This is a genomic window from Microcoleus sp. BR0-C5 (assembly GCF_036705045.1).
Lineage (GTDB): Bacteria > Cyanobacteriota > Cyanobacteriia > Cyanobacteriales > Microcoleaceae > Microcoleus.
This window is the reverse complement of sequence record NZ_JAUBTR010000064.1, coordinates 16,445-39,751: the sequence shown is the minus strand read 5'-3', so window position 1 is coordinate 39,751 and position 23,307 is coordinate 16,445. Positions and strand designations below refer to the sequence as shown.

Sequence of the window (23,307 nt, the reverse complement as noted above, 5' to 3'; positions counted from 1 at the left end):
GTAATCTCTTCAGGCTTGAATTTTTAAATTTTATAACCATCAATTCTATTTAAAGACCTGCGGAATGTGGGATACAAGTAAAGATAGTATCGCCGATCGCGAAAGCGACGTGCTGGTCGTTACACCCCGGTAGTCAGCTTCAAGAAGCTCGCATATTTGACCCGCTGGATTGGGTTCAAAACACTCAAGCGAGAGTAGACCCAGGGCCTCGGCGGGCAAAAATGCGCTCATTCGCTGCTGCCAGTAAGTCTTCTAGGGCTTCGCAGAGCGAATTCAGTCAAAAAAAAATATTTTGGTATCTGTCTTTAGATACATTTTGGATCTTTCTTTAGGTATACTTTGTTAAAAGGAGTTACGGTAGAGCCTGCGTCAGCTACGCTAGGGCAGAGCCTGGTAGCGGCTACTGTTTTTACTTTTAGTAGTGCTTTAAAAACATAAAAGCCAGTGCCAAGCATGAATCATTTAGAACTCGAACAAGAAATTGGGAAGATGGCTAGAGCGATGATGACTCGCAATAGTTTAATTGGTAAGGATTTGATTGCGGATCTCAGAGGGCGGGTGTCTGTTGACAGTTTAGCTGCTTTGATGATTGTCAGTATTGAGCGTTTGATTTGGTATGACTGCGAGTCCGTAATCTGGAGTTTGAGTTATTTGATTCCTGCTGACGTGATGGAAGAAATTCGCCGGATTACTGCGCTGGTTGTTTGCCAGCGCTTGATGGGCAAGGGTTTTCTGCTGGGGAAAGATTTTAGTATTGATGCAACAGGCCAGTTGATGTTGAGTGAGAATGCTAAAACAGCGGTTGTGGTTGCTTGAATTGGGCAACCAGAAGTAGAAGCTATTAGCACTAGGAGATTTGCAGTTAGACTTGGGGCGCCCTAGGACTCTTTGTGTAACTGCAAACCTAATTCAAGATGCGGTAATAGTGGCGTGATTCAGGCTGATTTGAGATTCGCAGCAGCTCTAAAAAACGATGAGTGCGGTTAGCTAAAAGAGCTTTTTACGAGAGAAAAATAGTTAGTATCAACGGCTAATTGTTGAGGTTGTTAGTGGCAGTGTGTACGGGCGATCGCCCTGTATCAAATTTTTCAGATTTTTAGTGGAATTACAGTTTTATTCCAGGTATGATTTCATGTAGAATCATCCCTAAGATAGATACAAAATATTATGAACCTAATTCAAAACTTGGAAGCGGCTTGGTATTACCATCTAGGTTCGCGCCACCTCGAAGCTAACGATGATCATGGTGCTCTGGCGAACTTTAACAGAGCTTTGAAGTTGCAATCAGATCATTATAAGGCTTGGTTCGGCCGAGGTATGGCTCTGGGGAAATTAGAACGGCACTTAGAGGCGCTGAAGAGTTTTGATGAGGCCTTGGCGGTGGAGCCGAATGCGAGCTTTGGCTGGCACAACCGGGCTATTGCTTTAGGAAAGTTGGGGCGCCCTTTGGAGGCTCTCAACAGTTTTGACCGGGCTTTGGAGTTCAGTCCGTGCGCCGCGAGTATTTGGCATAACCGGGGACTGACGCTGATCGATATGGGGCTTTACGAGAAGGCGGTTCGGAGTTTCGATCGCTCTTTAAATTTGTATCCGGAGGCTGCTTGGGCATGGTACAACCGAGGTAATGCCCTGTTGGAACTCAAGCTTTACTATCAGGCGCTCAACAGTTTTGACCGGGCGATCGAGTTTAAGCCTGACGATGCGAAGGCTTGGTACAATCGCGGTATAGCTGCAAACTCTATGGGACTTTACAAACAAGCAGTAGCTAGTTTTAGCCGATCGATCGCTCTACAACCGGGCAGAGCCGATGCTGTGGGCGAACGGAGAGTTGCTTTGGAGAAATTAGTAGGTTTAAATCAGAGAAATGCCAAGTTTACTCCCACATCTGAGCGTCCCTTTGAAGATTATTTGATTTGGTACAACCGGGGTGTGGAATTGGCGCGAAAAGGCTGCTACTCTGAGGCGATTGCTTGCTACGAAACAGTCTTAGAAATAACTCCTGATTTTGCTAATGCTTTTTACAATAAAGCTTGCTGTTATGCGCTACTGGGATTTGCTGATTTAGCCCTTGACAATTTGCAGCGGGCTGTTGAGTTTATCCCTAATTTATACCGAGAGCTAGCTTTAGCTGACCCGGATTTAAGCTGCATTTGGAAACAAGAACGTTTTGAAGCGCTCATCCAAGGTTGATTTTACGCAAAAAACAGCTCGCCCAATTGGCGAGCTGTTTTTTTGGGCAGCGCAAATTCGATCGCCCTCAAGAGTATTTGTACAATCTTTGCTATTGCACAGAAACTCGGATTGAGGACTTGACCGGCCTCTTGGCAACTACGATTACCCGGTAAGTGCCGGACTCGGGGAGTTGAGCAAAAGTTTGACCTTCGCCTTGATCCAGGAGTTCTCCCTTCGGAGATTCGATCGCCAGATCTAGATTTTTGTTGCTAGCTGTCACCCTAATTGTCTGTCCCTGCTGGCCTTGAACGGTGATAGGCTGGATTTGGTAGCCGGACATTTTGAGTTTGACTGTGGCTTGTTTTTCCTTGAATGCTATGGGAATTGCGCGATCGGGCCTATAAGTCCACTTGGCGTTAAAGTCGCGTCCGAGTACGAAGCTGGTGGTTTCACCTTTCGGGGTAACTCGCACGCGATAGATGCCTGACTCTGGCAACTGGCCAATCCACTGATTGTCTGATTTTTCAATAACCCCCATATTTTCACCATTGGGACTGTACAGTTCGGCTGTCAGTTGTCCCGCCCACAGGGAGAGAGTGAGTTCTCGTCCTTTGACGCCTTCAAAAATATAGGTGGTGGGTTGGTTGATGGTTTCTCGGATTTCCGAGGTTGACATTCGCTTGATCGGTTCGAGGTTGGGAACTGATTCAGAGGTAACGGGTTTGTTAAGGGTTTCTGTAATTTCCGAGGCAGCCATCAGCTCGCTCGGTGCAATTTTTGGGGCTACTGGGCTGGCAAATACTGATTTTGCCGCCATCATGAGTAGCATTCCAGTCAGTAAAATTAGTTTTTTCATGTCGCACTTCCGAGGGGGGTAAGGAATTGTATATGGTTACTTGTGTTTGCCTGTTTTCACCGGATTAAATCGGGCGATCGCACAGAGGCTACAGGAGGATATAGGATACACGTAAATATCCCGTACTTGCACAAAACCTGCTGGTAGCAAATTGGCAGTGCGGGAGCTAAGTAGTAGCCTCAGTTTGTCGGGGCATTTCAATGATACTCCCTAGCTATAATATCATCATAGAATCTTACTAATTTAGTCGAAGAAAATTAAAGCTTTTTCCGAGGAGCTTGCTCAAAAAAATGCCCACACCCAAAAAACGCGGTGTCTTGGATTGTGGCTCTGCCTTGCTACTGGAAAACGGCTAGCACCTGCAGGGGGTTACAACCCTAGTGTTACTTCATTGTTGACCGAAAGCATCCAGGATAAAAGCCCCCGGATTCATCCGTCCAGAAATAAAAAACCTGTATCCGATGAAACTTGCCGAACGTATTTATCAGTGGGGTCAATACTTCAATTCTTTAATCTACAATCTAAAATCTAAAATCCAAAATCTAAAATCGATTGACGATCGCCTAATTATCTAGGGCGCTGCGACCTCCACCTTACCATATTTGTAGCGTGTCCAACCCTTTTCTACGTAAGTTTTGATACTGTATCTTTGTAGGGCGGATTGAGTTATTCTGTCTGAGAAAAACGAGTTTATCACTACCAAATCCGCCCTACCACACGAGGTTAATTGGTACTACGAACCTGCCAGGATTTTTAGGTAAGCTTGTACTGTGTTGGATAACCCCATTTCTAGCGATTCCGCTATTAAAGCATGACCAATTGATACTTCTAGTATATCAGGAATCGAGCAAAATTTAGCTAAGTTTTGCAAATTTAAATCATGTCCGGCATTCACCCCTAAACCTGCTGATTGAGCCGCTTTAGCTGCTAAGACATATTGTTGAAAAACAGATTCAACTCTACCTTCGCGAAAAGCAGTTGCGTAGGGTTCCGTGTACAGTTCTACTCTGTCTGCTCCAACTTCTTTTGCTAGCGGCATGAGAGCAGCATCTGCGTCCATAAACAAGCTGACTCTGATACCATTGTCTTTTAATTTTTCAATGATTGGTAAGAGCCGATCGCGATTTTCGGGAATATTCCAACCGCTATCGGATGTTAGCACGTCAGGAGCGTCTGGCACCAAGGTACACTGAGCCGGTTTTACGTCGCAAACTATATCCATAAATGGCGGCTGAAACGGATTTCCTTCGATGTTGAACTCAACGGTTAGCATTTTGGCTAATTCGTAAACATCGGCGGCTTTGATATGCCTTTCGTCGGGGCGGGGATGGACTGTAACGCCGTGAGCTCCAGCAGCAATTACTGTTTTTGCGGCTTCCGTAACGCTGGGGATACCGATGTTTCGAGAGTTTCTGAGGAGGGCGATTCTGTTAATGTTGACGCTGAGTTTTGTCATGGGATGTTAATCTTTAAAGTTGAGATCACATCTTGCATCTTTCTCAAGAACGGGCAAGATGCCCGTTCCACAAAGAGTAGATTTTCCTGTGGAACAGGCCGGAGAGCCTGTTCAAAAAAGGAGTATTGACAATGGTGCAAGATATAAGTTGATAATACTATATTAATCGCTTTCGGGACGAAACTTTGAGCCTAGGGCGGTAGTGTTAGGGCATTGTCAGAGGAAAACTTAGCTTCTGCAAGCGGTAAACTTTCTCCAAAAAAAGCTTCAGCTATCTGCTGTTTTGCTGCCAAATCTTCAAGATTGGCAATGCAGAAAAGCGGTGTGATGCGATCGACTATTTCGGGCGGAAAATCTCGGGTGAAATATTTTAGTTCAAAGTCGTATCTGTGGGGACGGTAAATCATGCCCAACAGTTCGACTAAGGGTAGAAGCGTCCAATTGTGATAGTTGCCGATCGCATCTACTAAATGTCCGCGATAAATCTCTTTCTTTACCAGAGGTTGCAGTAAATCGAAACGGATTTTAATTTCGTTGAATCGGGTTTGCATTTGGGATAAATGCTGGTTTTTATCCAAAAGCGGGGGTACAATTAGATTAACTTTGTCAAAAGCGATCGGCACTTTGCCGTGTCTCTCTATTTCCAGGAAATCGTTGCGGCTGCTGCGCCGGAAAACGGCGAAATCAATTAGCAAGAAGGGCGGGGTTTCTTTCAGCCGCCAGAAGCACTGCGATTGACCGTGCCAAGCGGGTTCGGGAACTCGATATTTGAGTTCTATCTCGCCAATTTCTGCGAGGGTTTGTTCAACAATCTCAAATGTTTCTTCCACGCAGTTATCTTCAACCACAACGGCAATATCGAGGTCTGACCACTCGTCGGTGTATCCGTGGGCTGCGGAACCTCCTTGCCATAAAGCGAGAACAAAATCTAAAGGTTGTAAGGTAGAAACAATCTTTTCGAGAATGATTTGTCTCATGAAATCAAGCTATACTGTTTGTTTTCCCTGGCTTGCACAAGTTTAACAAACGATCGCGGGTTGAGATTGCTCCGCGACAGTTCTCCGAAGAGTTGCTAATGCGTCCGGTTGTGCACGGCGGCCAAAAATTACACGGGAAGCTGCAAGGGAAAGCCACAATCTTTGGGAAAGTGCGATCGCCCTTGAAAGTGAAAATCAGCCTTATATGGTCAGAATCAGAAACTTGCCCGCTGTCCGGTAACATGAGAAAGGATTAATTTTTAACAGCGCGGCATGGCTACTATTTGGGAACTCGACTTTTACAGCCGTCCAATCATAGACGAGCGAGAGAAAAAAAAATGGGAAGTGTTGATCTGCGAAAGCCCGCTGAATGTAGGCGACAAGGCCGAATCTCTGTTTCGCTACTCGCAATTCTGCTCCAGTTCTACCGTGAATTCCCTGTGGCTGGCGGGTGCTATTAAAGATGCGATCGCCGCAGCACCGAAACGACCTGAAAAAATCCGCTTTTTCCGCCGCCAAATGGCGAACATGATTACCAAAGCCTGCGAGGACTTGGACATTCCAGCCGCCTGCAGCCGCCGCACCCTTGCCCTTAGCCTGTGGCTGGAAGAACGGATGCAAGACGTTTATCCCGCCGAAGCGGGCTATCAACCGGTTGTGAACCCGAGCGTTCAATTTATACCCGAAACGCCAGTTGCGCTGCCGGATGCTTTAATGGGCGAAAAATGGACGTTTGTGAGTTTGCCGATCGCAGCTTTTGACGAAATGTCCGAGTGGGATATCGGATTTGGCGAAGCTTTCGGACTGCCGATGACACGCCTCGCCCCAGAAACGCAAATTCCGGGACTCATTATCTACTCGTCGAGAGCAACAGCCCTGGCAGGTTGGATGTCGGGTTTGGAGTTGGCTTTTCTGAAATTTGAGAGCGGCCCACCCGCTAGGCTGGTATTAGATACGGGAGCTAATGATCGCTGGATTTTAGCTAATCTCAGAGACGCAGCAACTGAGAAAGAAGCGAAAGGATTTGAAGCTGCTAAAAAGCAAGCAAAAAAAGTACATTTCTTAGCAATTCAGTCGAATTCCGAATCGGAATCTTTTGCAGGATTTTGGCTGCTGCACGAACTAAGTATTTAGTCATTAGTCATTAGTCATTAGTCATCAGTCAGTTGTTAGTTGTTAGTAGTCAGTTGTTAGTTGTTAGTAGTCAGTTGTTAGTAGCAGTTAATAATCTACCGTTATTTAGTCTAGCGTTAACAGCTAGATTGACCAATAACGAATAACTCATATAGCGGTTCTCAAATAATTGAGGTATGCTTTTCAGTCCAAGACCCGCGAGGCCTATGCTCTACGAACATCTCATGTTACTGAGAAAGGCTATAACTAATAACTACTGACTAATGCCAACTGCCAACTGCCAACTGACAACTGCCAACTGCCAACTGCCAACTGCCAACTGCCAACTGCCAACTGCCAACTGACTAATTACCAACCACCGACAACAATGACCAATCAGCAATCAGCAGAACAACTGTTAGAACTAGCCACCAAAGCAGGTGCAGAAGCTGCTGAGGTGTTGGAATCGCAATCGCTCTCGCGGCCGGTCTTTTTTGAAGCAAACCGCCTCAAACAGCTAGAAACCGCCCAAGCAGAAGGCATTGCACTGCGGCTGTGGCGGGATGGGCGGCCGGGTTTGGCGGTGGCTTACGGGCCTGTGGAACTGCAAATTTTGGTGGACAGGGCGATCGCACTTTCGCAACTTAACGAACCGGAAACCATCGAACTTGGCACCGGTGAGAAAGTTGTTTATCCCGATCGCGGAGTGTCGGTGCCGGCCGAACAGCTAGTAAACTGGGGCAAAGAGGCGATCGCGATCGTCCGCGAAGCCTATCCAGAAAGCCTCTGCACCGCCGAACTCGACTGCGAAATCGAGAGCACCCGCTTGCTGAACACCAGAGGCTTGGATTCGAGTCACACCGACACCACCCTCAGCGGTTACTTATCAGCAGAATTAGTGCGGGGCGAAGATTTCCTCAACATTTGGGAAGGCGAAACCGAACGCGGCACCCTCGACTTAAACACCAGCGCCAAGCGGGTTTTGCAGCGTTTAGAATGGGCGAAAGACAATGTAGCCCCCCCCACGGGCCGCGTGCCGGTGCTATTTACAGCCAAAGCCGCCGATTTGCTGTGGGGGACTGTCTGTGCGGCGTTGAACGGCAAACAGGTACTCGAAGGCGCTTCACCTTGGAACGATCGATTAGGCCAACAAGTGACATCGCCGCTTGTCACCCTCTCGCAGCAGCCGGATATCGGGCCCTATAGCTGTCCTTTTGACGACGAAGGCACTCCCACTCGGGCGATCGTCTTTATCAACAGCGGAGTGTTGCAGCTATTTTATACCGATCGCACCACCGGTCGAGCCTTGGGCAGTGGCACCACCGGCAACGGATTTCGCCCTGGTTTGGGCAGCTATCCCACGCCGAGTTTGTTCAATATTTTGATTAAGCCAGGTTCGCTTTCGCTAATCGATTTAATCGCTAAATTAGACGACGGAATTGTAGTAGATCAAATGCTTGGCGGCAGTGCTGGAATTTCCGGCGATTTTTCAATTAATGTCGATCTCGGCTACCGAGTCAAAAAAGGTCAAATAGTCGGCCGAATCAAAGACACAATGGTAGCTGGCAATGTCTACAACGTCCTCAAACAATTGGTAGAATTGGGAGGAGACTCCGAGTGGAACGGTTCTTGCCAAACACCGTCTCTAATTGTAGAAGGATTGTCCGTCATCGGCAAGAATTAAAGTTAGTTGGTAGTTGACAGTTGGCAGTTGTTAGTAGTCAGTTGGAAGTTGGCAGTTGTTAGTAGTCAGTTGTCATCAATCATCAATCATCAATCAACAGTCAACAGTCAACAGTCAACAGTCAACAGTCAACAATTCCCACTTCCCATACATAATATGCGTATTTGTTTTATCGGCGATTCTTTTGTAAACGGTACTTGCGATCCCAAATGTCTCGGTTGGACAGGACGGATTTGCGCGGCCGCTTGCGGACAAGGACACGATATTACCTACTACAATTTAGGAATAAGGGGAGAAACCAGTGCCGATATAGAAACTCGTTGGTTCAACGAAGTTTCTCGCCGCTTACCTCACTACGGCGATGGCAGAATAGTATTTTCCTTTGGCGTCAACGACACTTACCGAGAAAACGAAAAAAATCGCATAGAAGTTGAAAAATCAATTGAAAATGCTCGCTGTATTCTCACGTCAGCCCAAGAAATATTTCCAGTATTAATGGTAGGGCCACCGCCAGTTATCGATGCCGATCGCACAAGGCGGATTGCCAACTTATCTGAACAGTTTTCCCAAGTTTGCAACGAGTTAAATGTGCCTTATTTAGATGTTTGCACCCCGCTGCAAAACTCGGAAATTTGGCATAAAGAACTTACGGAAAATGACGTTTCCCATCCCCGCGCCGCCGGTTACGCTGAATTGGCGAAAATAGTTCACAATTGGGACGGTTGGAAAGCGTGGTTTAAAAATATCAATATATCAGATCAAGAGACAGTAACGCTGTTCCGAGCCGTCGGCAAAAAAGAAATGGAACTGATTAAAGAAAGCGATTTTCTGGCATTTCCGCCACGCTTATCCTTTCAGCCTACTTTTTATCCCGTACTTCACAAAGCCTATGCCATACAAATCGCGAGAGATTGGAATACAAGAGATGCAGCATCGGGATATTTCGGCTATGTCACGCGCTTTCGGGTGGCGACAGAATTCTTAAAAAAATATCCAGTTCAAAATGTGGGCAGTTCGATTCACCAAGAATATTGGATTCCGGCCGAAGAATTGGCTCAATTCAATCAAAATATTGTCGGAAAAATTGAAATTTTTGCGGAATATCAACCCTAAACTCGGAGCTAACTATGCTTGAATTTAATCAATTTTCAGTAGTGAGTTTTGACTGCTACGGCACTCTGAGAGATGGGGAAAGGGGAATACTGCTAGCCTTGAGACAATTGCTGTCAAGTCACGAGATAGATTTGGGTAAATCGCAGACACGAAAAAACAGGATTTTGCGCGACACGGCCGGCCAGGGGCCAGCCTGATTTAGAAGTGCCGGATTTAAAAACACTGGTGGAGGCTATAAAGTAAAAAAAATCGCAGATTGATATCAAATCCGGTAGCATCGGAATTACAGCAGATTTTAGGTAAGTATCGAAGGATTTTTCGCTAAAGTGCGATCGAGCAGACAATTCTCAGGTCATCTACGCTATTTATGCCGTACATAACTATCCCTAAACAATTTAGGGAACCTTCCAGGGTCATCAAATCTCAACTGTTTTTACGGCCGAAACGCCTCGCTATTTTTGAAGCTTGTCTGATCGGCTTGGTGGCAGGACTGGCAGGCGTTTTGCTAAAGTCAGGAGTCGGATGGCTCGGCAGTTGGCGAGTTGCTACCTCGACAGTAATTCCAGCTTGGATATTACTGCCCGCCGTCGGTTTATTGGGCGGGTTGCTGACAGGTTTCTTGGTTGAGCGTTTTGCTCCCGAAACTGCCGGGAGCGGCATTCCTCACGTCAAAGCTGCTCTCGGCGGAGTCAATCTTTCCTTAGATTTGCGAGTAGCTGTCGCCAAACTTCTGACGACTATTTTAGCAGTTGGTTCCGGTTTAACTTTAGGCAGGCAAGGCCCGACTGTGCAAATAGGAGCATCTTTGGCTGGCTGGATAGGTCACTTGATGCCAACTTCTCCAGACTACCGCCGACAATTGATTGCTTGCGGTGCTGCTGCGGGATTGGCTGCTGGTTTCAATGCCCCGATTGCAGGAGTTTTGTTTGTAGTTGAAGAACTGCTGCACGACGTTTCGGGATTGACTTTAGGGACTGCAATTATTGCTTCATTTATCGGTGCAGTTGTCTCGCAGCTTTTGGGCGGCGATAGTTTAAATTTGAACCTTCGCGAGTACCAAACCAGTTTTGATGCTCAGGAAATTCCGTTTTATATACTGTTAGGAGTTTTAGCGGGATTGCTGGGAGCTTTGTTCACCAAAGGGATTATTGCTAGCTTGCAATTTAACAGGCGATCTCTCAAATTAGCTTTGCCTGTGCGAATGGCTCTAGCTGGTCTAATCTGCGGTTCAGTAATAGCTTTTCTTCCAGCAACTTTCCGCGATAATACGGGTTTACGGGAGTTTATGCTGACGGGCGAAGCAAGCGGGATAACAAGTTTAATTGCTTTTGTAGCTCACTTTTTTCTGACAATTATTTCCGCTGCTTCTGGAGCTCCGGGAGGATTGTTTTCTCCTGCCCTAGTTCTCGGTTCTGCACTCGGTCACATGGTGGGCATTGTGCAGGCAGATTCCCTGGGTGTCGGTTTGCCTGTAACTTACGCTTTGGCGGGAATGGGAGCGTTTTTTTGCGCGGTTTCTAGGGCGCCGATTACTGCGGTAGTGATTGTGTTTGAAATTACGGCGGATTTCAAATTAGTGCTGCCTTTGATGATCTGTTCTGTAGTTGCTTATTTGGTCGCGGAAAAGGTGGACAGTGGCTCTTTGTACGATCGCCTTTTGGAGTTTAACGGCATTCAACTGACAAAGGCAAAAGCTGCGAGCAATACTTTGAGCGACTTGCACGCAGATGACGTGATGCAGCGCCGAGTTGAAACTCTTTCGAGTCTGCTGACTTTCGATGAAGTGATGCAGGCATTTTCGCGATCGCACCACCGAGGATTTCCAGTAGTTGAAGATGGCAAATTAGTGGGAATTGTCAGTCAAACCGATTTGGCAAATGCCAGCGGGCGCAATTTGTCCGGCAACTCCCTGCTTAAAGAATTTATGACTGTACAGCCGATCGCAGTCAGAGCAAGGGATACTTTAAGCGAGGTATTGTACAGGCTCAACAACTACAATATCAGCCGCTTGCCAGTCATAGAAGGTCGGCGTTTGGTGGGGATTATTACCCGCAGCGACATTATCCGAGTTGAATCCGATCGCCTCAGCGGAGAAACCACCCAGGGCCCGCATCCAGAACCTTCATATATTGTCTATCAAACCAGGGCTCCGCAAGTCGGAAACGGCCGCTTATTAGTGCCGCTTTCCAATCCCCAAACAGCACCCGCTTTGCTGCGGCTGGCGGCGGCCATTGCGCGCGATCGTAATTACGAATTAGAATGCCTGCAAATCATCATAGTACCGCGCAACAGTTCCCCCTCAGAAAGCGCAGTGCGGACAACCAAAAGCCGCCGCCTGCTACAACAAGCCGAGCGAATAATTCGCAATTGGAACTTGCCGATACACACCCAAATACGGGTAGCTCACGACGTGCCTAACGCGATTTTGGAGACAATAAAGGAGCGACATATCGATTCAATTTTGATGGGCTGGCAAGGCGAATTTTCCACAAAAGGACGCATTTTTGGCGATGTGGTGGATACCGTAATTCGGCAAGCAGGCTGCGAGGTTATTTTGGTGAAGTGGAGCGAAAAACTATTAGCAACACGCAAGAAAAATGAGTTTTCTGCAACTTTTAGCGGGCGAAAATATACGTCTATAGAATGGGAGTTAAATCCCGAAGGAGTTGATGGTGCAGATAATCCCGCATTGGCGAGATCCTCAGATTCATCAGCAACTCCAGAGACGGAACTTTCCCCGCCGAATTCAGACATTCCAGGGCCAGAATTGGGGCTGCACACGCTGATGGGTTTGCACCGCTGGTTGGTGCCTATTCGTGGCAGTTACAAGCAAGCTGCGGCTTTGCGGCTGCTACCTGCTTTGGTGGCTGCTAGTGCTGTACCGGAGATTAAATTGTGTCAGGTTCATCAGCCTTCTGTTGCAGAACCCGATCGCGGAGAATTAAAGCAAGCGGCGGAGTTTATCAAGCGCCGGGTTAGCTGTTCGATAATAGCGACTTCGGTTTGCGCTAAATCGGTTTCTGATGCTTTAATTGATTTGGCTCAGAACGATCAGTGCGATGCGATCGTCCTGGGAGCGAGCCGTGAAGGGCTGCTGAAGCAGGTGATTCACGGGAATATCCCGGAAGCTGTGGCGCGCGGGTGCGACTGTACAGTCATTTTAGTGCGATCGGCCTCTTAGGAATGATAATTAAATAACTTCCACTCTTGAAAGTGGGATGGGCGTCCCGCCCGTCCAAAAAGGACGGGCGGGACGCCCATCCCACAATAACAATTAAAATTGTAAGTTATTTAATTCGCGATCCTTAGCTAACCAGACGGGAATCCCCCTTCTTCCTAACATCTGTTAAATCTGACATCTTGCAGCAATATCAATAAGAGGATTTTTCGTGGGGTCGGGCGGGTTTATAGAACCTATTTGCAAGCTTTAAGGCTGTTGGCGAACCCGCCCCTACGGCTAATTGAGAATGGTGCAAGATATCTGTTAAATGCGTTGGCGAATTTCCTTCTTCTTATGGTAGCCAAAAATCGGGAATGAAAGTTTTAGTCAAAGTGCGAGTAAACTGATTAATCTTTCTCCCGATTTGAATGTGCGGTTCGTCAGCTTCCACGGGAATAATTGCCGCTTTGTTTCCGATTCCGAAACGCGAAATTACCAAATTTGCCGCTTCCAAACCAGTAACATAAGCTTTTTCCTGCGACCAAGAACCGTGGCGGGTCACAACCCAATCGCCGCTCATAAATACATTATCATAACTTGTTACTGCTGGCAACAAATATTGATAGCTGCCAGGGGCAAAATGCGTCACTGCCCGCGACAGCCTAATCGCGCTGCTGTCAATTACTTTTGCCTCCCGAAAAGCGGGGATGCAAGTCGCTAAATCCCGCTGAACTAAGGAAACTATTTCCTCGTCTTTCAGGGGAATTAATTGATTTGCGTGATAAAAGTCAGCTTCGACAACTGTTCCCGGTTCGTCTCGAAATTCGTCGTGCAAAGCATTCAAATCAAAAAACGTCCAACCAGTAGTTGAACTAAATCCAAAACAGGCATTAGAAGGCAGGGGGATGTCAATTTTTCTGTCAAACCACAGGCGAACAGCTAACACGTCAACTGCACCCAAATTCATCGCGTCTCGGAACTCTTTGCGATTTTGCAAAGCTGGGCTGCTGCTGATAATTTTTTGCATTCCCGTGACGCCAACTGCAAAAATAACTGCATCTGCCTCGAAGGTTTCTTCGCCGCAAACAACGCCTGTGGCTCGGTTGTTGCTGTCAACTATTAAATCAGTAACTCGCTGCTTTGTCAATACTTTTGCACCGAGTTTTTCCAGGCGATCGACCCACGGGCGAAATATTTTTTCTCCGACTGTTCCGCGACACCAAACTACATCAAAATCCGGTTGGTGTGCTAATATGAAATAATAAAGCATTCCCAAAGCTGCGGCGGCAGAACATTGTTCTCCTGGTGCAAATAAACCTACTAATAACATTGGCTCAAAAGCATCGCGGTACAGTCTTGCAGAAACGCCAAACTGTTTGAATAGTTCGCGGGCGGTGACGAGATCGTACCTGCGCCAAGCTTCGTCGGAATTGTCGAAATCTAGGACGGCGTAAAGTAAGGGCAACGCTGAAAGCCGATCGACTAATGGCAGCCTTTTAAATCTGGTGTAAAGAAAGGTTCCTAACGGTGTAGGAAGGCGCGGTTCGTCCTGAAAAATCGGCGATTCTACTTCCAATCCCGCTGGTGAATACTGACAAGAACGAGTCCAAGGCGTGAAGGGATCTAGCCCTAATTCCTTGACTAAGGAAAAGATATTTTTGTAGGGATACCAGAAGCCATGAATGCCTGCTTCTACGGAACGCCCGCCGGCGGTTTTCCACCCTGCAACTAAGCCACCCGGATAAGGGCCTGCTTCTAACAAAGTTACGTCATAGCCTTCTTGGGCTAGGTGATAGGTAGCGCCTAAACCGGCCCATCCTGCACCGACGACGACTATTTTGGGGGTTGACGATTCTGCTGACATTGCGTACCTCTTGATAATTTATTCATGATGACATAATTCATAAAATGCGGATTTGATATAAAATGTGTGGGATTATGTGCTAAATTTGGCTTGAGTGAATAATGAGTGTCAAAAACCGCCAGCAGACTAACCTGTTGCTGCTCTTATTTCCCGCTACCGCATGGCTGATGGTTTTCTTCATTTTGCCCGTGCTAATTGTACTGTTGTACAGTTTCTTAGAACGCGGTACTTACGGCGGTGTTACTTGGATATTTACTCTCAGCAACTACCAGCGTTTGTTCAGTGGACTTTTCTTAGGAGTAATTGGGCGATCGCTGTGGCTGGCTTTTCTAACAACTGCCGCTTGCTTGTTAGTTGGTTATCCCCTAGCATTCTTCATCGCCACCCGTTCTCCTCGCTGGCGAAATGCTTTGCTTTTGCTGGTAATTATTCCATTTTGGACTAACTTTTTAGTGAGAACCTACGCTTGGATCATACTCCTGCGTAGCGAAGGAGTAGTTAACACAGCCTTGCAAAGCTTGCAAATTATTAGCGAACCGTTAAATTTGCTTTTTACGCCTTTCGCTGTGGCGATCGGTCTTATTTACGGCTATTTACCTTTCATGGTTCTGCCTTTATATTCTAGCATAGAACGCTTCAATTTTTCATTGGTAGAAGCCGCTCAAGATTTAGGGGCAAATGATATTCGTACTTTTTGGCGCGTATTTTTACCATTAACAACTCGCGGTATTGTTGCCGGATCTATTTTAGTTTTTGTTCCAGCAGTCGGCGCTTTCATCACACCGGATATATTAGGTGGTTCTAAAACAGTTATGGTGGGAAATTTGATTCAAAATCAGTTTATGAAAGCTCGCGATTGGCCTTTTGGATCGGCGCTTTCTATGCTGTTGACGGTAATCATATTGATTCCGGTTTTAATTTACTTCCGCGTGTCTGACGAAACCCAATAGTAAGGCGCGAAATGGGCACCTTACTTGGATTTTAGCTAAAGAAATCCACCTACCAACTCAATTTGCTGCAATTGAGACAAGATATCGGCTTCCAAGTCTTTTAGACGTTTAGTTTCAGCGAGTATGTCAATTTCTCGCGATTGTTTTTGAGCGAGCAAACTATCTAACTCGGCTTTGCGAGAATTGATATCAGAATTCACGCGATCGCACACCTGTTCTTCGTAAGTATCAAAACATTTCCTGACTGCTTCATAAATATATTGCGACTGTTCTTCAGCGATTTGTGGCAGATATTTGACAAACTCTGTCTTAGTCGCAGAAATGAACTGTTGGCGAACATACTCTGCTTGCAATGCTACAACACCTGTAACTACCAGAATTCCACCCAAAACTGAAAGAGTTAAAGAGGCAAAAACTACACCGATAATATTTAGCACAAGCGTCACCATGACACAAGCCAAGACACTCTGCCAAAACATATTGAAAGAATGGATACCTCTGTTGAGGTTGTCGGGAATCGAGGAAAACATATCTATTGCCACCTCAGCCCAAGTCGAGTTTTCTTCATGCTTGTAGCTATGCCCGACGGCGTAGAATCGGTAGCCTAACAGCTTCTTATTCATAGCCTCTACTACTCGTTCATATTCAATTCGAGAATCGGCTGCTTTTTCCTCAAGTTCAGAGAAAGCAGAGGCTATCTTCTGTTTGGCAATGAATTCCCAAGCCGCGAGGCGATCGTTCATATATCGCTCGAAAGCTCGTTTGAATGAGGTATAGAACATGGCCCGGTTGTTTTTGTCGAGAAATTGCATGAAATCTAAATCGGGCTGAGTGCTTAAAAAATCCTTTTCAAAGGTGTTCTCTAAATCCAGGATATAGGTACGGAAAGAATCGCCTATTTCCTGGGAAGTTCGCTCGCGAACCGTTCTAATTTCTTGCTGAAATTGATTACCAATTTCCGACAAATTTGCGAAGTCAGACTGAATCGAATCAATTTTCTCTTTCAATTGATCGACAGTTTCATCTAACAAAGGAATGCGGCGGGAGATTGCTGCTTGAAAGCGATTGCAAGCTTGAAGGGCGATCGCTCTTGCTTGTTCCCGTTCAGCAGCAGCTCGTTCCCCAGTCAGAAAATGATTGAGAGCCGCCAGAAACTCGACAAAGCCAGTGCCTTCTAAAGTAGCTTCTGAGTTTTTCAAACGACTACGCAAGGCATTGAGAGCAGAAATCTCAAATACTCGCTGCTGATAAATATCCCGACCCCGATCCTGACAATATTCACTCAGATTAGTCTGGAAAACTCGACGCAGTTTGTCCTCTGCTACTTGCAGTGCCTCCGTGTCTTCTGGATCGACAAGTCCCTCTCGAATTCTATCCCAAGAATTGACTATGAAGAAGATAGTTAAACCTCGGTCTTTCAGGTAATTCTGGAGATAGCGGCGTTCCTCCAATGTGCAAGGTTGAGACGCACTCAACACAAAAAGTATGGCGTGACAGTTATAGATATAGTCGAGAGTAAGCTGGTTTCGCGCTTCCGTATCATTCAGTCCCGGGCTGTCCACAAATTCGATACCTTTGGCTAGCAGCGGTAGCGGATGTTCTACCACCGCATGACTGATATCTGGAAAAGCTAGCTGTTTACCCCGCTCTAGAATTTTTGCTTCTTCTGGATCAATTGTATAGCGCTGCTTAAACTGCTGAAAATCTATTTCCTCTGGTTGTTTGCTATCGTTATAGTAAATCGTCGCTTTCTCAGCAGTACCGTATTTCAACACCGTTAACAAAGCAGTACAGGGAGTGACATCACTGGGAAGTAAATTCTGCCCTAGCAAAGCATTGAGAAATGTACTTTTTCCCCGCTTCATATCCCCTAATACTAAAAACCGAAAGACTCCTTGGCGCAAATTTTTACTTTGCTGGATGAGACGTTCAATCTCTTTAGAGAGTCCTAGTTTTCCAGATGTATTTTCTGCTTGTGATTCAGCTTGGGTGAGATTTTGGGCGATATCCTCCAACAAAGCTGCTATCTCGTTGCGAACTCTGACAAGGCGATCCAAGTTATGGAGCCAACCAGCCGCTTTTTCTTGACTGCTCATGGGTCTTCCCTCGAGTAAGGTCTAATTCGATCTTATCACCTTGACCGATCTAAATTTAGGGTAAGATGCCCAAATGACTAATGACTAATCACTCATGACTAAACTAGACTTGCTCGTGCGGGCGATCGGCAAAAAGTGGCTTTGGGTACAAGCTGCACTAGCATTTGCCTTTCTTTACTTGCCAATTCTCATCTTAATTATTTACTCCTTTAACGCCTCCAGATTCAATGCCGTTTGGCGCGGTTTTACCCTCGATTGGTACCGCAGTTTGTTTAGCAATGCAGGCGCGACGATTGCTACGAGTAGCAGCGCCGGAATCTGGACAGCACTCAACAACAGCTTGCTAATTGCAGCTATTTCGACGGTGTTAGCGACAATTTTTGGTACAATGCTCGCCCTAGCACTCGAACGCTTTCATTTTCCGGGGCGCAAAGCTGTAGAAGCTTTACTGTTTTTGCCGATTATCATGCCCGAAATTACGATCGGCATTTCGCTGCTAGTTTTCTTTACCCTAGTATTTCGGATCGTAGAAAATCTTACAGGAATTCGCCTGAATCTCGGCTTACCTACCGTAATTATAGGTCACATTGTCTTTAATATTTCCTTTGTGACTATTACTGTCAGGGCGCGTTTGGCGGAACTAGATCCCCAATTAGAACAAGCAGCTTTTGACTTAGGCGCTAACGAATGGCGGGCTTTTTGGCGCATCACTCTCCCTCTGATTTGGCCCGCTATTTTTAGCGCGGCACTCCTGGCTTTTACTCTGTCGCTGGACGATTTTGTCGTGACATTTTTTACCACCGGCGTCGGTTCCATGACGCTGCCATTATTTGTTTATGGCATGATAAAATTTGCAGTTACGCCAGCGATTAATGCCATTTCAACTTTGATGTTGTTGGCTTCCTTGTTGCTGGTTGTATCATCGTTAAAAGTTCAGAAAAGTTAAAAAAATTGCTTTCTGTGTCATAATTATTGTCGTCTGCAACTAACACAACCTATGAAACGCCTGCTGACTTTCCTACTTTTGTTTGTGATGAGTGCAACCGTGGCTTTCGGCTGTAGCCCCACAGGTGGCAACCAACAAGTGCTCAGCATTTACAATTATGCCAGTTATATAGCCCCAGAAGCGATCGCCCAATTCGAGAAAGAGAACAATGTTAAAATTCAATACGACACTTTCGAGAACAGCGACGCACTCTATGCCAAACTAAAACAGGGAAACCCCGGTTACGACTTAATATTTCCCGCCGATTACATGGTGAAAATCATGATCGCCGAAAATCTAATTGAGCCGCTGAATTTAAACAATATTCCGAACCAAAAAAACCTAGAACCTAAGTTTATCAATCAAGCTTTTGACCCTGGAAATAAATATTCCCTGCCCTACCAGTGGGGAACCATGGGAATTGGCTACAACGTGAAAACAGTCCAGGGAGAAATTAACAGTTGGGCGGTGATGTTCGACCCAAAATATACCGGAAAAGTCGCGTGGCAAGACGATGCCCGATATACATTAGCAGGAGTTTTAATGTATTTAGGATTTGACCCAAATACAACGAATCCCGAAGAGATTAACAAAGCCCGCGATTTGCTGATTAAAAGTAAAAATATCATTGCAGCTTTTGTCCCCGACACCGGGCAAAATATGCTAGATCAAGGAGAAGTAAATTTGACAATGGAATGGAGCGGTGATATTTTCCAAGTGATGACAGAAAATCCTAATCTCCGTTACGCTATTCCCAAAGAAGGAACAATCATTTTTTCTGACAACATGGCTATTCCCAAAGGTGCGCCCCAGAAAGAGTTAGCAGAGAAATTTATTAACTTTATTTTGCAGCCAGAAGTAGGCGCCCAAATTTCCAATTTTACCCACTTCGGATCTCCCAACAAAGCAGCAATCGATCAAGGTTTAATCGACGCAAAAGATTTGAAGAATCCTCAAATTTACCCGTCGGCTGAGGTGTTTGGCAAAATGAAATTATTGGAGGATGTCGGGAAAGCGACTGCATTGTACGATCGAGCTTGGACGGAAGTTAAAGCAGGAGCCGGAAAGTAAGCTATTCCACATTTAACTCTTGTGGGGCGGGCTAGAAGCCCACACCACAAGAGTTAAATTATTTATTGACAAGCAATTTAAATGCTGATTAGCTTAGATATAATTCGGGCGGGCTAGAAGCCCACCCCACAATAAAGAATTTGATTATTTGTTGACCAGCCATTTAAATGCACAACAACTTAGCGCGAATATAATTCAAACATTTTTATGTATTGAAACTATTGTGGGGTGAGCTTCAAGCCCGCCCATAAAAATTAAATTCAAATGCACAATACCCTCGCAGGATAGATAACAATGCACGCCGTTGAAGTTTTAGAAGTTTCCAAAATATTTAAAAGTGTCCGTAGTCAAGATTTCTTAGCTGTAGACAACATCAACCTGCAAATTTACGATCGAGAATTCTTTTCTTTACTCGGCCCTTCCGGCTGCGGCAAAACTACAACTTTGCGAATGATCGCGGGTTTTGAAATTCCCACAGCGGGCGAAATTTACATTCACGGCCAACCGATGCAAAATCGCCCGCCATTTCACCGCCCAGTAAATACGGTATTTCAAAACTATGCTTTATTTCCGCACATGACACTAGCACAAAATGTCGCTTTTGGGTTGGAAATGGAGAATTTGCCTCAGAAAACAATTCGCGATCGCGTTGCTGAAGCCTTAGCATTAGTACAGTTAACCGAGGTAGGAAAACGCTATCCCCGCCAACTGTCAGGGGGACAGCAGCAGCGAGTAGCATTAGCAAGAGCATTAGTCAAACAGCCGTCTGTTTTGCTGTTGGATGAACCCCTAGGAGCGCTGGATTTAAAATTGCGTAAAGAGATGCAATTAGAATTAAAAAAAATGCAGCAAAAATTGGGAATTACGTTTATTTATGTAACTCACGATCAGGAAGAAGCGCTAACAATGTCGGACAGAATTGCAGTGATGGATGGAGGAAAACTGCAACAAGTCGGCACGCCTGTTGATATTTATGAATATCCTAAAACGCGGTTTGTTGCTGATTTTATTGGCGACAGTAATTTTTTAAGCGGTCGAGTAGTAGAAAAGCAAAACGGTAAAATAATTGTGTTGGTTGACCAGCAGTTGCCCGTGTTAGTGGCGACAGCAGAAGATATGCCCGCTGGGAAAGTTGTCACCCTGGTGTTGCGGCCAGAAAAAGCTGCTATTTATCCGGCTAATTATGACGATGAAAATAGCTGGCCGGGAATAGTAGAAGAGGCTATTTATATTGGCACTGATACGCGCTATACGGTGCGGTTGACTGCTACAAGTTCGATCGCCCTTCGCCGACAAAACTTGCACAGAGATGACTTGCAGCGACACCAAGTCGGCGACAGCGTTCGAGTGGCAGTGCCACCGGAAAGTATCTACATTGTTTGACACTCAAACGGGCTGAAGCCACGAAGATTCTGCAGACAGAGTAAGATTAGGTAGTGTCCGAAGTCTAACTATCGCTACGTTAGTCAAGCACCGTCTAACCACTAAGGTTAAGTCCAAGCGACATGACAATGGAAGACTTATTTGAGATTTTGGAAGATGGAGGAGCAGACTGAAGATGCGATTCCTTCCCGCTAGAAGATAATCTCTTTCTTCCTTCTGCATCCTCCTTTTTCCTTTGCATCCTTGGTGTCTTCGCGGTTCAATAATATAGACAGTATTGGTGCTAAACTCGCGTTTGACTTTGCAAAATTTCCTCCAACAGTCGCTCTTGACTTTTCGCAGGTTCCTTGCAAGTCAAACACTCGCAAACTAACCCCACAACCCCTTCAGGCAAATCAGCCTCAATCTGACAGACAGCAGTCGGATAATACTGCGAAATTAACCCGGAAATCTGGTCGGGTGACGTGCGAATCAGGGTAGAATGCTGATACCAGTCGATCGCCGAAAGTAGACTCGGACAAGCTTGCGGAGCATCTTGTACAATACTGCTGAAAGCTTGCAAACCTTGTTCGGCGCGATCGAGATATTCTAAATTCGGGCCCAACAGCGCGAGGCGAACCAAAGACGCAATCGCAATTCCATTCGCCGCCGGAGTTGCATTGTCTATATAGCTGCGTTCCCGCACCAACAAATCTCCGCTAGCATCCTTAGCAGTATTGTAATATCCTCCCAATTCCACGCTCCACAAAAACTCATCAAACTCTTCTTGTACCTGCACAGCTTTCTCCAACCAAAACTGAGAATTCGGCAAGTGTTTTGCCTCTTCCCCGTTGCCTAAAGTCAAACTCGCTTGATGCAAATCCAACAAAGCTTTCACAAACAAAGCGTAATCTTCCGACTGCGCGGTTACAGCAGATTGTCCGTCATAATTCAAACGCTGAAACCGCCCATCCGTCCACTGATTGTCTAAAATAAAATTAGCAGTTGTCACAGCTAATTCTAGATATTCCCAATTTTCAAAAACAGCCGCAGCGCGGGCTAAACCCGAAATCATTAAGCTATTCCAAGCAGCAATCATTTTTGTGTCAGTAACTGCGGGAATTCTACCCGGCCAACTGTCGTTTTTAGCTTCTTGATTGTTCCGGGCTGGTGGAAAGGTTTTTACAGTATCGGGATTGCCACCGTAACGCACAGCAAAGAGTTTAGCCAAAGCCGTTTCTACCATGTTGCTCAGTTTTCCCGGATGGCGGCGCTGCAATACATTCTTGCCTTCAAAATTGCCGCTGCGGCTAACAGTAAACTGTGCTTGAATTTCTGCCAATTCCTCAGTAGTTAATAGTTGTTCCAGTTCGGCATAAGTCCAGACATAAAATGCTCCTTCTTCCGGTTCAAGTTCTTCAGAAGTGTTAAAGCTATCAGCATCCTGTGCAGCATAAAAATAGCCTGTTGGCGCAATCATTTCTCGCTTCAACCATTCTACTGTCCCCGCGATCGCAGTTTTAAAAGCGGGTTCTTGTATTCCCGCGCTCCACAAATTTGCTAAATACTCAACAATTTGACCGTTGTCGTAGAGCATTTTTTCAAAGTGTGGCACAGTCCAAGTCGCATCAACCGTGTAGCGGTGAAATCCGCCTCCTACGTGGTCGTAAATGCCGCCCAATGCTAAGTCTAATCCGCGCTGAGTACAGACTTGTTTGCTGTCGTATTTTGATTCAAAATTAAATCGCGTTCCCCGCAGTGCTAGCTCAGCATAAGGTATCATGGGAAAACTGGGGCCGGGGTTGTGACCGGCAACAATTCCGGTGTTGATTTCTAAGCCTTTTTGGAAGAGTTCGCGATTTAATTCGGCGGTTACTCCTGACAGCGCTGCCGTCTGTTGGAGGTTGCCTAAAATCTCTGCTTTGAAGGCTTCTACTTTGCCTTTTTCTGTGTCGTAAAAGCGGCGAATTGCTTGCAAGACTTCTAAAAATCCAGGGCGTCCGTAGCGCGGTTCTACGGGGAAATAAGTACCTCCGTAGAAGGGAATTCGCTCGTCGGGAGTGAGAAAAACATTGAGCGGCCAACCGCCTTGACCGGTCATCATTTGCAAGGTTTGCATATAAATGCTGTCAATATCCGGCCGTTCTTCGCGATCGACTTTTATCGGTATAAAATGCGAATTCATGTATTGGGCGATCGCACCATCGGAAAATGCTTCTCCTTCCATCACCGTACACCAGTGGCAGCTAGAGTAGCCAATTGACAGGAAAATCGGTTTATTTTCGCTCCGGGCCGTTTCTAGGGCTTCTTCGCACCAGGGCCACCAGTCGATCGGATTTTCGGCGTGTTTCCGCAGGTAAAGGCTTTGGGATTGAGCAAGACGGTTCACCATAATCAAATATACTTTTACTCGTGCTGGGTAAGCTTGTCAGTCCTCTAGCAGTTTAG

At 46.0% G+C, this 23,307-nt stretch carries 17 protein-coding genes; 11 read left to right on the top strand and 6 right to left on the bottom strand.

Translation table 11 applies throughout. The features are described from left to right. The first annotated feature begins 453 nt into the window (after positions 1-453). Together QUB08_RS24495 and QUB08_RS24490 are read left to right on the top strand one after the other, a co-directional pair. Positions 454-816, top strand: coding sequence for a hypothetical protein (locus QUB08_RS24495; protein ID WP_333227916.1), 363 nt, complete (start codon positions 454-456; stop codon positions 814-816). A 351-nt stretch (positions 817-1,167) separates the two neighbouring features. Further along, entirely contained in the window at positions 1,168-2,190 is a 1,023-nt protein-coding gene (locus tag QUB08_RS24490) for a tetratricopeptide repeat protein (protein WP_333227914.1), read from the top strand. Between the two features lie 91 nt (positions 2,191-2,281). Here the strand turns inward: QUB08_RS24490 and QUB08_RS24485 are convergent, their stop codons facing one another. From QUB08_RS24485 to QUB08_RS24475, 3 genes are all read right to left on the bottom strand, one after another. Next, positions 2,282-3,028 carry a hypothetical protein gene (locus tag QUB08_RS24485; RefSeq protein ID WP_333227912.1) on the bottom strand — a complete coding sequence of 249 codons (747 nt, stop codon included), beginning with the start codon at positions 3,026-3,028 and terminating at the stop codon, positions 2,282-2,284. A 733-nt stretch (positions 3,029-3,761) separates the two neighbouring features. Then, positions 3,762-4,484 carry a pyridoxine 5'-phosphate synthase gene (locus tag QUB08_RS24480; RefSeq protein ID WP_333227909.1) on the bottom strand — a complete coding sequence of 241 codons (723 nt, stop codon included), beginning with the start codon at positions 4,482-4,484 and terminating at the stop codon, positions 3,762-3,764. A gap of 191 nt (positions 4,485-4,675) precedes the next feature. Then, complete coding sequence (locus QUB08_RS24475) at positions 4,676-5,461, bottom strand: nucleotidyltransferase domain-containing protein (RefSeq protein WP_333227907.1); 786 nt, start codon at positions 5,459-5,461, stop codon at positions 4,676-4,678. 98 nt (positions 5,462-5,559) lie between these two features. Here QUB08_RS24475 and QUB08_RS24470 point away from each other — a divergent pair, with 98 nt between their 5' ends. From QUB08_RS24470 to QUB08_RS24450, 5 genes are all read left to right on the top strand, one after another. Beyond that, positions 5,560-5,718: a hypothetical protein gene (locus tag QUB08_RS24470; RefSeq protein WP_333227905.1), complete on the top strand. Its 159-nt coding sequence runs from the start codon at positions 5,560-5,562 to the stop codon at positions 5,716-5,718. A gap of 16 nt (positions 5,719-5,734) precedes the next feature. After that, a complete protein-coding gene (locus QUB08_RS24465) occupies positions 5,735-6,595 on the top strand; it encodes a Tab2/Atab2 family RNA-binding protein (RefSeq protein WP_333227903.1) in 861 nt (286 codons plus the stop codon). A 367-nt stretch (positions 6,596-6,962) separates the two neighbouring features. Further along, positions 6,963-8,258 carry a TldD/PmbA family protein gene (locus tag QUB08_RS24460; protein WP_333227901.1) on the top strand — a complete coding sequence of 432 codons (1,296 nt, stop codon included), beginning with the start codon at positions 6,963-6,965 and terminating at the stop codon, positions 8,256-8,258. Between the two features lie 6 nt (positions 8,259-8,264). Beyond that, positions 8,265-9,371, top strand: coding sequence for a GDSL-type esterase/lipase family protein (locus QUB08_RS24455; RefSeq protein ID WP_333227899.1), 1,107 nt, complete (start codon positions 8,265-8,267; stop codon positions 9,369-9,371). A 367-nt stretch (positions 9,372-9,738) separates the two neighbouring features. Further along, positions 9,739-12,552 (top strand): chloride channel protein, encoded by a 2,814-nt coding sequence (locus tag QUB08_RS24450; protein ID WP_333227897.1) that lies wholly within the window; start codon positions 9,739-9,741, stop codon positions 12,550-12,552. Positions 12,553-12,883: 331 nt separating this feature from the next. Here the strand turns inward: QUB08_RS24450 and QUB08_RS24445 are convergent, their stop codons facing one another. Then, positions 12,884-14,395, bottom strand: coding sequence for an FAD-dependent oxidoreductase (locus QUB08_RS24445; protein ID WP_333227895.1), 1,512 nt, complete (start codon positions 14,393-14,395; stop codon positions 12,884-12,886). A 101-nt stretch (positions 14,396-14,496) separates the two neighbouring features. Between QUB08_RS24445 and QUB08_RS24440 the strand changes: the two genes are divergently transcribed. Further along, positions 14,497-15,345: an ABC transporter permease gene (locus QUB08_RS24440; RefSeq protein ID WP_333150991.1), complete on the top strand. Its 849-nt coding sequence runs from the start codon at positions 14,497-14,499 to the stop codon at positions 15,343-15,345. 35 nt (positions 15,346-15,380) lie between these two features. On the opposite strand, the gene QUB08_RS24435 is transcribed toward QUB08_RS24440, so the two are convergent. Further along, complete coding sequence (locus QUB08_RS24435) at positions 15,381-17,441, bottom strand: dynamin family protein (RefSeq protein ID WP_333227893.1); 2,061 nt, start codon at positions 17,439-17,441, stop codon at positions 15,381-15,383. Positions 17,442-17,535: 94 nt separating this feature from the next. On the opposite strand from QUB08_RS24435, the gene QUB08_RS24430 reads away from it, so the two are divergent. From QUB08_RS24430 to QUB08_RS24420, 3 genes are all read left to right on the top strand, one after another. Next, positions 17,536-18,387: an ABC transporter permease gene (locus tag QUB08_RS24430; RefSeq protein WP_333227891.1), complete on the top strand. Its 852-nt coding sequence runs from the start codon at positions 17,536-17,538 to the stop codon at positions 18,385-18,387. 51 nt (positions 18,388-18,438) lie between these two features. Next, a complete protein-coding gene (locus QUB08_RS24425; protein WP_333227889.1) occupies positions 18,439-19,497 on the top strand; it encodes a spermidine/putrescine ABC transporter substrate-binding protein in 1,059 nt (352 codons plus the stop codon). A 294-nt stretch (positions 19,498-19,791) separates the two neighbouring features. Continuing rightward, positions 19,792-20,880, top strand: a complete 1,089-nt coding sequence (locus QUB08_RS24420) for an ABC transporter ATP-binding protein (RefSeq protein ID WP_333227887.1) — start codon at positions 19,792-19,794, stop codon at positions 20,878-20,880. 283 nt (positions 20,881-21,163) lie between these two features. On the opposite strand, the gene QUB08_RS24415 is transcribed toward QUB08_RS24420, so the two are convergent. Continuing rightward, positions 21,164-23,251: a thioredoxin domain-containing protein gene (locus tag QUB08_RS24415; protein WP_333227885.1), complete on the bottom strand. Its 2,088-nt coding sequence runs from the start codon at positions 23,249-23,251 to the stop codon at positions 21,164-21,166. Positions 23,252-23,307 lie beyond the last annotated feature (56 nt).